Genomic DNA, 12,861 nt, shown 5'->3' with positions numbered 1-12,861 from the left:
TTCCAAAATAAGCAAATTCCAAATTCCTAAACCATCAACAAACAGCTTTCAACCCTCAACTAAATTTAAAATGAAAAATTTTGCCGAGCTTATAAAAACCTTAGATACTTCTAATAAAACATCGGTAAAAGTTGATGCGTTGACTAATTATTTTTTAAAGGCAAGTGACGAAGACAAAGTCTGGACAATTGCTATTCTTTCGCATCGTCGTCCGCCACGGCCTGTCAACACTACCTTATTGCGTTTATGGGCAAATGAATTGGCCAATATTCCGCTTTGGCTATTTGAAGAAAGTTATCATATTGTGGGCGATTTGGCTGAAACTATTGCGTTGGTTATTCCGACTACAAAAGAGCATTCCGATAAAAGTCTGACCGAATTTCTACAGGAAATAATCGCCTTAAAAAAGAAAACCGATTTCGAGAAAAAAGAATATCTGCAAACCAATTGGCTTAATTTAAATTATTACGAAAGATTCGTTTTCACGAAGTTAATAACGGGAAGTTTCAGAATTGGTTTAAGTCAGAAACTGATGACGCGAGCACTTTCTAAAGCTGAAAATATTGATGAAGATACACTAGCTTACAAATTAATGGGCGATTGGAATCCGAATACGATTACGTTTCAGGAATTGATTTTGGATGAAAGAAACAGTGATTATTTATCCAAACCTTATCCGTTTTATTTGGCTTATCCAATTGAAAGTGAACTGGAAAGTTTAGGAAATCCAGAAGATTGGAGCGCCGAACATAAATGGGACGGAATACGATCGCAGACTATTATTCGTGATAATGAAATCTATGTTTGGAGCCGTGGAGAAGAATTGGTAACCGATAAATATCCAGAATTTCAATCTTTCATCGGAAATATTCCAGACGGAACCGTTATTGATGGCGAGATTCTTCCATTTATAAACAATCAAATTGGGACATTTAATGATTTGCAAACCCGAATTGGCCGTAAAAATGTATTAGCTTCGGTTTTAAAAAATACGCCTGTTATTATTAAAGCATATGATTTATTGGAATGGCAGGGAAATGATATTCGGAATCTGCCTTACGAAGAACGTCGTACATTGTTAGAAGGACTATTTACGACTTTAATTGGAAAAGAAATTCCGCTACAACTATCTGAAAGATTTAATTTTTCTATTTGGGAAGACGTCACAGAAGAAAGATTAAAGTCGCGCGAAATGAGAAGCGAAGGTTTGATGCTGAAACGAAAAGATTCTCCATATTTAGTCGGAAGAAAAAAAGGCGATTGGTGGAAATGGAAAATTGAACCTTTAACTATAGACGCCGTCCTCACCTACGCCATGCGCGGACACGGAAGACGATCTAATTTATTTACCGATTATACTTTTGCCCTTTGGCAGGAAAATGAAAATAAAGAACGTGAACTCGTCACTTTCGCAAAAGCGTATTCCGGTTTAACCGATGCCGAATTTAGAATGGTAGACGATTTCATAAAAAAGAATACTTTAGAACGATTTGGTCCAGTAAGAAGCGTTACGCCACAATTGGTTTTTGAAATTGGTTTCGAAGGAATTGCGCTTTCCAAAAGACATAAAAGCGGAGTTGCAACCCGTTTTCCGCGAATTTTAAGATGGAGACATGATAAAAAAATTGAAGATGCCAATTCGATAGAAGATTTAAAAAATATGATTTCATAATGAACAGAGAGCAGTTATTTACCATAGCCAACAATTGGTTTGAAAGTCAGGGATGGAAACCTTTTCCGTTTCAGACACAGACTTGGACTGCTTTTTTGCAGGGAAAAAATGGTTTGTTAAATGCTCCAACCGGAAGTGGAAAAACCTATGCGCTCTGGCTTCCTATCATTTTAAATTACATCAAAGAAAATCCGAATTATAAAACCAAACATAACTCAGGATTAAAAGCGATTTGGATCACACCTTTACGCTCTTTATCTGTCGAAATAAAACAAGCAGCAGAAAGAGTACTTACAGATTTAGATATTCCAATGACTGTCGGAATTCGTTCAGGAGATACTTCTTCTGCCGAACGTGCCAAACAAAAAAACAAAATGCCTGATTTGCTGATTACAACTCCCGAAAGTCTACAATTACTTTTAGCAACGAAAGGTTATGCTAATATTTTTAAAAACTGCAGTTCAATTGTAATTGACGAATGGCACGAATTATTAGGAACAAAAAGGGGCGTCCAAGTGGAATTGGCATTATCGCGGCTAAAAGCAATTTCTAAAAACATTCGCATTTGGGGAATTTCAGCCACAATTGGAAATTTACAGCAAGCGCAAGAAGTTTTACTTGGGGTTGATTCTGAGGCCTACCATAATTCTGTCTTAATCAAAGCCGTCATTAATAAAAAAATAAAAGTTGTTTCCATTATTCCTGAAAAAATGGATACTTATCCGTGGCGCGGACACATGGGATTACATCTGATTGATGAAGCGGCAAAAATTATAAAAGCCAGCAAAACGACACTTATTTTTACCAATGTTCGTTCAGCTTGCGAAATTTGGTATCAAAGATTATTAGAAAAATATCCCGAATTTGCTGGTGATATGGCCATGCATCACGGAAGTATTGATCGAGAAACCAGACTTTGGGTAGAAAACGCCATTCGAAATGAAGAATTAAAAGTGGTGGTCTGCACTTCGAGTTTAGATTTGGGAGTTGACTTTGCGCCTGTCGAATCAATTATTCAGGTCGGCGGTCCAAAAGGTGTTGCTCGTTTTATGCAACGTGCGGGGCGAAGCGGACATCAGCCTGGAAAAGAAAGCGTTATTTATTTCCTTGCTACTCATGCTATTGAATTAATTGAAGCCTCTGCTTTGAAAAAAGCGGTTGAAAACAGCGTCATAGAAGATCGTGTTCCCTATTTGAATAGTTGGGATGTTTTGGTGCAATATTTAAACACGCTCGCAGTTTCTGACGGATTTTATCCCAATCAAATTTTAAAAGAAATTCAAGGAACTTTTAGCTATCAAACTATAAGCAACGAAAATTTGAACTGGATTTTAAATTTTATTACTCAAGGAAGCCAAAGCCTTCACGCCTATGACGAATTTAAAAAAGTTGAAATTGACGAAAATGGCTGTTATAAAATAAATAGCAGAATGATTGCCATGCATCACAGAATGCAAATTGGAACTATTGTTGGCGATGCTGTGATGAATGTCAAATATGTCAGTGGTGGTTATATCGGTACAATTGAAGAATGGTTTATATCGAAACTAAAACCTGGAGATACTTTTATTTTTGCTGGAAAAAAACTGGAATTGTTCAAAATCAGAAATATGCAGGTTTTGGTAAAAAAAGCGAGTCCGAAAAAAGAATCTAAAATTGCGAGCTGGATGGGCGGCCGATTGGCGTTGTCTTCGCAGATGAGCGAATTGCTTCGAAAAGAATTATATCGAGCTAATACTGAGAATCTTTCGCCAGAATTAAAAGCTTTACAGCCTTTATTCACAAGACAGCGAAAAGAATCTATTGTGCCAAGTCCAGATGAATTCTTAATTGAAACTTTTAAAACCCGAGAAGGATTTCATGCTATTTTTTATCCTTTTGAAGGACGATTTGTGCATGAAGCTTTAGCCAGTTTATTGGCATTTAGAATTAGTTTATTGCAATCGATCACTTTTTCTTTGGCGTATAATGACTACGGATTTGAATTGCTTTCGGATCAGGAAATTGATATTGAAGCAGTTTTAGACAATAATCTATTTTCAACCGAATATGTTCATCATGATTTGCAGAAAAGCTTGAATTCAACCGAAATGGCGAGAAGAAAATTTAGAGATATCGCAGTAATTTCAGGATTAGTTTTTACGGGTTTTCCAGGAAAAATGGTTAAGACCAAACATTTGCAAAGCGGGTCGCAATTGCTTTTCGAAGTCTTCAGAGATTTTGAACCCGATAATTTATTATTGCATCAAGCTTATCGCGAAACCTTTGAACATCAATTAGAAGAAGGACGTTTGATTTTAGCATTAGAAAGAATTGCCAATCAGAAAATCATCTGGAAACAATGTTTAAAGCCAACTCCTTTTAGTTTTCCTATCATTACCGATCGATTAAGAGAAAAGCTTTCGAGTGAAACTCTCGCAGAAAGAATTCAAAAAATGACCGCTTCCTATATGAAATAACAGCTTATGAAAATTCAGATCAAAGACGAAAATTTTATACTTCATCCAAGCGGAGCTATTTATTGGGAATCGAAAAAAATGATTATCATTTCTGATGTGCATTTAGGAAAAGTAACGCATTTTAGAAAACACGGAATCGCCATTCCGCAAAGTGCGGTTTCAGAAAATTTTAGAAAAATCACAGAAGTTTTAGATTATTTTGAACCCGAAAAAGTTATTTTTTTAGGAGATTTATTCCATAGTTCAAAAAATGCAGAATGGGATTTATTTGAAGAATGGATTTCCAAACATAATCAAGAGGCATATTTAATAGCAGGAAATCACGATATAATTGACCAGAAACATTATTATGAAATTGGAATTCTTGTTGTTGATTCTTTAGAAATGGATCATTTTCTTTTAACCCATCATCCGACAGAAAAAGAAGATTTCTTTAACTTTTCGGGGCATATTCATCCAGGAATAATTTTACGCGGATTAGGGCTTCAAAGTTTAAAACTGAGATGTTTTTTTCAAAAAAGCAATCAAATGATATTGCCTGCTTTTGGAGAATTTACGGGAAAATTTATTATGAAACCTGAAGAAGATCATAATGTTTATGCTATAGCTGGCAATGAAGTTATTTTAATAAATAAAAACAATTGAAAACCATCCGATGCTTTTATTTACAAACATTTAAAACAATCTGTTTAAAGTTGTATTTAAAGTATAATCAAAAAACCACAGGTTTAAAAAACCCGTCGGATTAGCAACACAATTAAATTTGAATTGCCTCCAGCTTTAGCTGGAGTTTAAATGATTTGCAATACAGAAGACTTTAGCCAAATCGCAATTTGGGCTAAAGCCTTTTTAAGAATTAATTTAAAATTTCCCAGCTAAAATTAGGGAACAATTTTTAATAAAACCTCCCCTCCTAGAAGCGCGAACAATCTTACTTTTCAGTTTTTCTCTAAACATCACAAAATAAGTATTATTCATTTTTTTTTAACATAAATCTCCTCAAAAACATGTAATTATACATTTTTCAATCAAAAAGGTTAAATTTTATGTTTGTTTTCATTTTAGTATTTCTTTTCTCAACATCCAATTTAAATTTATATATTTGAAAGAGAAAATTCCAAATTTATAGCAAATGCAAAACAACTTACTTGGTGTCTTAAAAGAGCACGAAAACAAATTATTAACTATCTGGTCTCAAATTCTTTTAGATGGAGGATCTGAAGATGGAGCGATGGAAGAAGAAGAGTCAAAAGAATTTGCTTCTCTCTTTTTAAGTGTATTGGCTAAGTCTGATGAAAAATACGAAAACTCACAAGAGTTTGAAAAAGTTCAGGATTTAATTGTCGGGATTTCATCTTCAAGAGGAAAACGCGGTTTTTCACCTAGAGAAAATGCTCAATATTTAATTTCATTTAAAGAAGCGTGCTCACAAGTTTTGTCTGAATTGATTCAAGAACCTGAGAAGCTTTATGATGCAAATCTAAAGCTGAATGCTATTTTAGACAACATGATGATTATGACTTTTGAAGCTTTCATGAAAGGAAGAGAAGACGTAATCTCAAGACAAATTGATGAAATCAGCGAAATTTCAACTCCAGTAATTACAGTATGGGACGGAATTGTTGCCTTGCCAATTATTGGAACGCTAGACAGTTCAAGAACTCAGACAGTGATGGAAAGCCTTTTGCAACAGATTGTTGACACAGGAAGTTCTATCGCTATTTTGGATATTTCTGGTGTGCCAGCAGTAGATTCTCTAGTAGCACAGCACCTTATTAAAACGGTAAGTGCAACCCGTTTAATGGGAGCAGAATGTATTATCAGCGGAATTCGTCCTGAAATTGCGCAGACTGTGGTGCATTTAGGAATCGATTTAAGCGGTATAACCACCAAAGCTTCACTTGCAAGCGCCTTACAAACAGCTTTCGAAATGCTTCAGTTAGCTGTTGTAAAAAGAAAGAAAATTGTAGAATAAAAAGATTTAAGATTTTTTATGGAAAGAATTCCTATCCTAAAAATGGGAGATTTTCTGCTTGTTACCATACAGGTAGATTTATATGATCAGCTGGCAGAAAATCTTGAATCAGACTTAATTAATACTATAAGTAAACATAGTTCTAAAGGTGTTTTAATAGACATCTCTGCTGTTTCGATTATAGATTCGTTTATGGGACGAATTCTCGGAAACATTGCAGTAATGTCAAGAATATTAGACGCACAAACTGTTGTAGTGGGAATGCAGCCTGCTGTTGCCATTACACTGGTAGAACTTGGATTATCTTTAAATGGAGTTATAAGTGCCTTAAATGTAGAAAAAGGCATGGATTTACTTCGCTCAAAAATGCGAACTAGCGATAACGAAGAGCCGGAGTATGACGACGATAACGAATAACAAAGAAGAAGCACTGATCGTAAAAGAACAGGATGTTGTACCGCTCCGCAATCGTGTTAAAGAGTATGGCGTAAAAATTGGCATGAGTATTTTGAATCAGACCAAACTTATTACGGCCACAAGCGAACTTGTGCGTAACCTTCTCAAATATGGCGGTGGCGGTAAAGTCATTATTGAATCTGTCAGCAACGGACGCGAAAATGGCGTACGGGTTACTTTTATTGATAATGGCCCTGGAATAGCCGATATTGAACTGGCAATGAAAGATGGATACAGCACAGGAAAAAGCCTCGGATTAGGATTGCCCGGAACAAAAAGACTTGTCAATGAATTTGACATTAAATCAGAACTAGGAAACGGTACCACCGTTACTATAACAAAATGGAAAAATGGATAATACGTTTTCCACTTATAAAATAGATGACAGAAGTCTCATTGCTTTTATAAAAAGAGAAATACACAATCTTGCCCTTCAATTGGGTTTTACACCTCACAGAGCCGCTGAAACAGACATTATTGTTGCAGAATTAACTTCAAACTTAATGAAATTTGCCAACGGTGGCGAATTGCTCTATCGCGCGAACATAGACGGAGAATACAAAGAAATTGAAATTTACTGCCTCGATAAAGGAGTTGGATTTGATAATGTGGTCAAAATAATGAACGACGGCTATTCGTCTTCTAATACTCTTGGACATGGCTTAGGTTCTATTAAAAGGCTAAGCAACGATTTTCAGATTTATTCTATGAAAAATTGGGGATGTGTGCAATATGTCAAAATCTGCGAGAAACCCGATCTAGAAATACCTTCTGCCAAAAGCGGACTAAATCATGCTACAATTGCTGTAAATTATCCAGGTGAAAAACTTTGCGGAGATGGGTATTATATAAAACAAACCAGCAAAGGTTTTCAGATATTTGTAGGCGATGGATTAGGACATGGAGAAAGTGCCAATGAAGCAGTCGAAGCAGCGATAAAAGCGTTTAGGCAAACCATAGAAACAGAACCTGCCGCTATCCTGAGAGATATTCATATAAAAGTAAAAAAAACCAGAGGATTGGTTGCAACCATAGCATCTGTTGATTATAAATCTGAAGTTTGGAACATTTGTGGTATCGGAAATATTAACACCCGTATTTACAACGGGTTAGATAATAAGACGTATACACCTTATAACGGAATCATAGGGCACAACGTACCGCGTACATTAAACAATACGATCGTGCCCTACAGAAGACATCAGATCATCATTATGCATAGTGACGGATTGCGTACAAGATGGAGTTTAAATGATTTAACTTCTATCTTTAAACAAAGTCCGAACATAATTGCATCTGCTCTTTATAAAGAAAACATCAGAGGCAATGATGATGCAACTATTCTAGTAGGAAAAATAAATTAAGACTATGAAAGAGATTGTACAAATAAATCTTGACAACGAAATGGACTTGATACTAGCCCATAAGCGCTGCATGAAAATTGCTGAAATGTGCGGTATGGCATCATCCCTTCAGACAAGATTTGCAACTGCCGTCTCTGAAGTCGCCCGATGTGCCATTGCAAAAGGAAAAGATTCTTTGCTGGTGCTTAATATAAATATCATAAAGGCAACACAAAAAGAAATTACAGCTATCATCACCGATAATGTTGATCTAAAAAGTTGCAGTCCAGATGCTTTTATTTATGCATCAAAAATTTCGCATCATATAGAATATCAGTATTCGAATAATCAATCTGTAACTAAAATAAGTCTGCCTATTCCATCTCCTGGGCTTCTTTCTGAAACTAAGATTAAAACGTTAATTGATTATTTTAAGTTTGAAACTCCCCTTTCTCCTTACGACGAAATTCGAAAGAAGAATATTGAACTTATAGCACTTTCAGAAAAACTGGCAGAAAGTGAAAATAAATACAAACAGTTGGCAAACACGATTCCGATTTTAATTTGCGTAATTAATGAACGAAATAATGTCTTGCTGGTAAATGAATCCCTAGAAAATTATTTAGACAAACCCTTACTTTCTTTTGATCGTAAAACTTTGATGAACTTCATTCATACTGAAGATATCGATGGAATTTTGGAAGGCTGGAATAAAGCCAAACAAAATCGATCAAATTTCTTAGGTGAAACTAGAATTAAAAAAGATTCTAATTATATCTGGCATTTAATTTCTATAGTTCCGAACAAAACTGAAGATGGAAGTTTTAACAGCTGGCTGGTCTATTTTGTAGATATTAATGCACAGAAAATGATGGTTGAAACACTGAAAGATAACACTCAGTTAAAATTAATTCAGCATGAACTGGAAAGCGCCAACTCAAAGCTTCGTTTTAAAAATAAAGAACTAGAACAGTTTGCTTATATTGCCAGCCACGATCTTCAAGAGCCGCTGAGAAAAATTATGATAATGCTTTCTCGCGCTGGCGAACATTTGAGCGAAGATCAAAAGAAAAAATATTACTTTGACCGAATAACATCTGCTGCGGGAAGATTATCAAATTTAATTACAGATGTCCTTAATTATTCAAGAATTGAAAATAAAGAACAATATTTTGAAAAAGTCGATTTAAACAAAATTATTATTGACGTTTTAGGAGATTTAAGTTTGGTTATTGAAGAAAAACATGCAGTTATAAATGTAAATCCTCTACCAACAGTTTTTGGGCTCGACACTCAGCTTCGTCAGCTATTATATAATCTCATCAATAATGCTCTTAAATTTAATGCCAAACAGCCTTCTGTAAAAGTTTTTCATGAAAATGTTCCTAAAGATGAACACCTGCCTATAGGAGCAGAAAACTATGAAGTAATAGCAATTTCTGATAATGGAATTGGAATGGATAGCAAATATTCTAATCGAATTTTCGACATGTTTCAGCGTCTTCACGAACGCGATCAATATGGAGGAAATGGTATAGGACTTGCTTTATGCCGAAGAATTATTGAAAACCATAATGGTATAATTAACTTCACCAGCAAACCTGATGAAGGAACCACTTTTTGGATATATTTTCCAAAAAACAAACTCTATTCCGCTAAATTATCTCTTAAAAATCAGTCCTCGAATTAAAATCAGGATAATCCTTCCAAATGCTGGAAAACGGGAATTAAAGCTTTTCCCTTCTCTGTCAAATTGTATTCAATATGGAGAGGTTTTAGCTTAATTGTAGTCTTTTCCAAAAGCCCTTCTTCCTCCAGCTCTTTTAAGGCTGTAGATAATGACTGTTTGTTAGAACCTTGAATCTGACGCAGTAAAGTATTAAAACGTAAAGGCGATTCTACAGCCAAACGAAAAATTTCTGCCTTCCATTTTCCAGATAACATTTTCAAAAGTCTTTGTGCTGGACAAGTTTCTGTTTCTTCCATAATAATTGCTGGGTAGTCAAAAAAATCTGACTTCTTGTTTTGGAAAGTTTTTTAAATAAAATTTGTTGTAATTCTAAAGTAAAAATATAAAATGAAAGGAAAGAAACCAAGCGACATGAGCATTGAAGAGCTGTTAAAAATGCAAAAAATGATTCAGACCACAATTACAATTTTGATTCTAGTTGCCATCATATTATTCATTCTTATTGTGTTGCTACTTCTAAAAAAGGGATTTCTAATTTTAATACTATTTCCTTTTGTTTTGGCATTTATTATGATTAACCATTCGAATTCTCTTAAAGAAATTGAACAAGAAATTACTTCAAGAGAACTAGAATAAAGTTCTCCCACTAAATATTAAGTTATGGTTTTAAATTTAATTTTTCTTAACTGAAAGTCTTTCAAAAAAAATTAAATTTGAGCTCCCAAATAAGCCTTAATACTATGACTATTCAAAAAAGAACACTTTATTTTTTCTCTTTATTTTTATTCCTTTTCTTCTCACAGCTCAATTACGGTCAAGAACAAAAAACTGCAAAAAAAGAAAGTCGCGGAAGATTATTTAACGATACTACAGCAACAGATAGCGATTACTTAATGGCAATCGAGAAAGCTGGAGAAGTTTTAGAATCTGCGTACAACGACATTGATTTCGCAGGAGATACGCGTCACCTTTTTGGCGATATGAAACGTACCGAAAGCAAACTGGATTTAATCTTAGCCAGTTTAAAAGGAGCCAATCCGAATGTGAGAAACCAACAGATGTACCGAGTTGTTCTTCAGGAAATTCAACAAGAATTGGAGGAACAGAACAAAGCTATCAATGATCGAAATCAAAATCTTGAAAACATCAAGAAACGCGTAATTGATCTTCGCAAAGACAAAACTTTAATTACTTTATTAAAAGATACGATACGCCGTAAGCAATTTAAAAAAGAATTCGGGAACCTTAGAAAAAGATATGTTGCCACGGATAGTCTAATGACTAAAAACCAGACGACGCTAAACAACAAAAAAAGACTTACTGTACAACGAAAAATTGCTGTTTCTAATGCCTTGGCAACCGTCGAAAGCAAATTGGAGAAATCTGGAATCAGCATCTTCAAGAAAGAATATCCTTCTCTATGGCAAATTAGTGATTCTGCCGTAAAGAAAAGGGTGACCCACAACATTAAAGCCAAAATTATAATTGAAGAAAATGTCGCCGCTTACTATCTAAGTTATAAAGCTGGCGGACTTATCACTTTATGCTTTTTTATGGGACTTTTGTTTTGGTACATTTCCAGAAACATCAAATACCTTAAAACAAATGGTTATGCCGAAAACTTGAAGCTTTTAAATTTTAAATATTTAAATCGAGGTGTTTTATTGCCAGTTTTAGTGATTGCATTAAACATTGCAGTGGTTACCAATTTATATGCTCCTGCTCTATTTTTAGAATTAATTCAGCTTTCCTTACTTGGCGTTTTAATCTTTCTTTTCAAAAATCAGTGGTCTGGCGTTGCTATGAGAAACTGGCTTTTCTTGTTAGGATTATTCTTCGCGCTTTGCTTTTTGGACTTGTTTATCACAATCGGATTATTGCAGCGTTTTGCTTTTGTTGTGATCAATATTCTAGGAATCCGCTACGGTTTGGTTCAGATCAAAACACTTAAAGAAGAACTTTATATAAAAGGCTTTTTTAAATGGGCAAGTATCATTTTTATCGGATTAAATATTTTATCTATTCTTTATAATGTTTTCGGAAGAGTTTCGCTTTCTAATATGTTAAGCTTAACTGCTTTTATATCACTTACCCAAATTGTTGCTTTAAGTGTACTTCTAAAGATTATTTTGGAAATTATTTTGCTTCAAATTTATACGACTAGAGTAAAAAGAGGAATTGAAAAAATGTTTGACTACGAAAGCTTGTCAGACACTTTGAAAAGGCCTTTTATCATTGCCATTAGTTATATGTGGCTGATTGTAATTGCCTCGAATTTGAATATTTGGGAATCGCTTCGCGCTTCTTTGACAAAACTATTAAGTCACCCGAATACAATCGGAAGCATCACATTTACGCTTGGCAATATCGTTTTATTTTTCATTATTATCTGGGCAGCGCATTTACTGCAAAAATATGTTGCTTATTTCTTTGGCGAAATTGATGATGAAAACGAAGAAAACATCAATAAAAGACAGCATTCAAAATTGCTTATCACTCGATTGGTGGTCCTTATAAGCGGTTATTTGCTTGCTGTTGCAGCTTCTGGAATGCCTTTAGACAAGTTGAGTATTCTTCTAGGCGCTCTTGGTGTCGGTGTCGGACTTGGACTTCAAAATATTGTCAACAATTTTGTATCGGGAATTATTTTGATTTTTGACAAGCCAATTCAAGTTGGCGATGTGGTTGAAATTAGTTCAGAATCTGGCCGCATCAAATCAATGGGATTGCGAACAACCAAGATTAATGCTCCAAACGGTGCCGAAATCATTATTCCGAATGGTAACTTATTATCACAAAATATTACGAACTGGACGTATACTGATAATTTTAAATTAGTAGAAATAACCTTTGAAATTAATGGAGAAACCATTCCAGAGGAAATTAATTTGGTTGTGAATGAAACGCTTGCAAACCTTCCACTGGTAAACAATTCAAAGCCATCACAAATATATTACAGCGCAATTTCTGATGGAAAATATAAACTTCTAATCAAGTTCTGGTGCAGTATTTACAGAACTGAAGAAACAATAAGTTTGGCGCGACAAGAGCTTTATGCAAGCTTTAAAAATAAAGGCTTGACATTCTCAAGTTAAAACAAAAAAAGGCAGTAACGAGTTACTGCCTTTTTTATTGCCCAAAACATTTTACTTGGAGTAAAAATATTGTTTTTTTTTCTTACTTTTAAGGTATTGTGTTAAATAATAGCACATTAGCAAAAACACGTATAAACCCGTGTACCCATAATTTTGTTATAAAGTAATTTA

General features: G+C 34.5%; 11 protein-coding genes. 10 read left to right on the top strand and 1 reads right to left on the bottom strand.

Annotated elements, in window-relative coordinates; translation table 11 throughout:
* Positions 1-70: 70 nt before the first annotated feature.
* From BB050_RS17795 to BB050_RS17760, 8 genes are all read left to right on the top strand, one after another.
* Positions 71-1,672 carry an ATP-dependent DNA ligase gene (locus BB050_RS17795; protein WP_066034533.1) on the top strand — a complete coding sequence of 534 codons (1,602 nt, stop codon included), beginning with the start codon at positions 71-73 and terminating at the stop codon, positions 1,670-1,672.
* Positions 1,672-4,131 carry a ligase-associated DNA damage response DEXH box helicase gene (locus tag BB050_RS17790; protein WP_066034532.1) on the top strand — a complete coding sequence of 820 codons (2,460 nt, stop codon included), beginning with the start codon at positions 1,672-1,674 and terminating at the stop codon, positions 4,129-4,131. The genes BB050_RS17795 and BB050_RS17790 overlap by 1 nt, the downstream gene beginning before the upstream one ends.
* A 6-nt stretch (positions 4,132-4,137) precedes the next feature.
* Positions 4,138-4,776 (top strand): ligase-associated DNA damage response endonuclease PdeM, encoded by a 639-nt coding sequence (gene pdeM / locus BB050_RS17785; RefSeq protein ID WP_066034531.1) that lies wholly within the window; start codon positions 4,138-4,140, stop codon positions 4,774-4,776.
* 487 nt (positions 4,777-5,263) lie between these two features.
* Positions 5,264-6,106, top strand: a complete 843-nt coding sequence (locus tag BB050_RS17780) for an STAS domain-containing protein (RefSeq protein WP_008469046.1) — start codon at positions 5,264-5,266, stop codon at positions 6,104-6,106.
* A gap of 18 nt (positions 6,107-6,124) precedes the next feature.
* Positions 6,125-6,523, top strand: a complete 399-nt coding sequence (locus BB050_RS17775) for an STAS domain-containing protein (protein ID WP_008469047.1) — start codon at positions 6,125-6,127, stop codon at positions 6,521-6,523.
* Positions 6,504-6,920, top strand: a complete 417-nt coding sequence (locus BB050_RS17770) for an anti-sigma regulatory factor (protein WP_008469048.1) — start codon at positions 6,504-6,506, stop codon at positions 6,918-6,920. Before BB050_RS17775 ends, BB050_RS17770 begins: the two co-directional genes overlap by 20 nt.
* Positions 6,913-7,926 carry a SpoIIE family protein phosphatase gene (locus tag BB050_RS17765; RefSeq protein ID WP_066034530.1) on the top strand — a complete coding sequence of 338 codons (1,014 nt, stop codon included), beginning with the start codon at positions 6,913-6,915 and terminating at the stop codon, positions 7,924-7,926. The genes BB050_RS17770 and BB050_RS17765 overlap by 8 nt, the downstream gene beginning before the upstream one ends.
* Before the next feature lie 4 nt (positions 7,927-7,930).
* Positions 7,931-9,595 (top strand): sensor histidine kinase, encoded by a 1,665-nt coding sequence (locus BB050_RS17760; RefSeq protein ID WP_066034529.1) that lies wholly within the window; start codon positions 7,931-7,933, stop codon positions 9,593-9,595.
* A gap of 2 nt (positions 9,596-9,597) precedes the next feature.
* Here the strand turns inward: BB050_RS17760 and BB050_RS17755 are convergent, their stop codons facing one another.
* Positions 9,598-9,891 carry a winged helix-turn-helix transcriptional regulator gene (locus tag BB050_RS17755; RefSeq protein ID WP_008469053.1) on the bottom strand — a complete coding sequence of 98 codons (294 nt, stop codon included), beginning with the start codon at positions 9,889-9,891 and terminating at the stop codon, positions 9,598-9,600.
* 91 nt (positions 9,892-9,982) lie between these two features.
* Here BB050_RS17755 and BB050_RS17750 point away from each other — a divergent pair, with 91 nt between their 5' ends.
* Together BB050_RS17750 and BB050_RS17745 are read left to right on the top strand one after the other, a co-directional pair.
* On the top strand, positions 9,983-10,231 hold the full coding sequence (locus BB050_RS17750; RefSeq protein ID WP_066034528.1) for a hypothetical protein: 249 nt from the start codon (positions 9,983-9,985) through the stop codon (positions 10,229-10,231).
* 104 nt (positions 10,232-10,335) lie between these two features.
* On the top strand, positions 10,336-12,690 hold the full coding sequence (locus BB050_RS17745) for a mechanosensitive ion channel family protein (protein ID WP_066034527.1): 2,355 nt from the start codon (positions 10,336-10,338) through the stop codon (positions 12,688-12,690).
* The last annotated feature ends 171 nt before the right edge of the window (positions 12,691-12,861 follow it).

Source organism: Flavobacterium anhuiense (assembly GCF_001705175.1).
GTDB classification, from domain to species: Bacteria; Bacteroidota; Bacteroidia; order Flavobacteriales; family Flavobacteriaceae; genus Flavobacterium; species Flavobacterium anhuiense.
The sequence above is the reverse complement of the archived record's forward strand: the minus strand, read 5'-3'. Positions and strand labels throughout refer to the sequence as shown.

What these genes read in the sequence shown, in the direction of transcription:
- BB050_RS17755 (WP_008469053.1), bottom strand. Translation starts at nt 9,891, where the DNA reads ATGGAAGAAACAGAAACTTGTCCAGCACAAAGACTTTTGAAAATGTTA.
- BB050_RS17790 (WP_066034532.1), top strand. Translation starts at nt 1,672, where the DNA reads ATGAACAGAGAGCAGTTATTTACCATAGCCAACAATTGGTTTGAAAGT.
- BB050_RS17750 (WP_066034528.1), top strand. Translation starts at nt 9,983, where the DNA reads ATGAAAGGAAAGAAACCAAGCGACATGAGCATTGAAGAGCTGTTAAAA.
- BB050_RS17760 (WP_066034529.1), top strand. Translation starts at nt 7,931, where the DNA reads ATGAAAGAGATTGTACAAATAAATCTTGACAACGAAATGGACTTGATA.
- BB050_RS17745 (WP_066034527.1), top strand. Translation starts at nt 10,336, where the DNA reads ATGACTATTCAAAAAAGAACACTTTATTTTTTCTCTTTATTTTTATTC.
- BB050_RS17770 (WP_008469048.1), top strand. Translation starts at nt 6,504, where the DNA reads ATGACGACGATAACGAATAACAAAGAAGAAGCACTGATCGTAAAAGAA.
- BB050_RS17795 (WP_066034533.1), top strand. Translation starts at nt 71, where the DNA reads ATGAAAAATTTTGCCGAGCTTATAAAAACCTTAGATACTTCTAATAAA.
- pdeM (WP_066034531.1), top strand. Translation starts at nt 4,138, where the DNA reads ATGAAAATTCAGATCAAAGACGAAAATTTTATACTTCATCCAAGCGGA.
- BB050_RS17775 (WP_008469047.1), top strand. Translation starts at nt 6,125, where the DNA reads ATGGAAAGAATTCCTATCCTAAAAATGGGAGATTTTCTGCTTGTTACC.
- BB050_RS17765 (WP_066034530.1), top strand. Translation starts at nt 6,913, where the DNA reads ATGGATAATACGTTTTCCACTTATAAAATAGATGACAGAAGTCTCATT.
- BB050_RS17780 (WP_008469046.1), top strand. Translation starts at nt 5,264, where the DNA reads ATGCAAAACAACTTACTTGGTGTCTTAAAAGAGCACGAAAACAAATTA.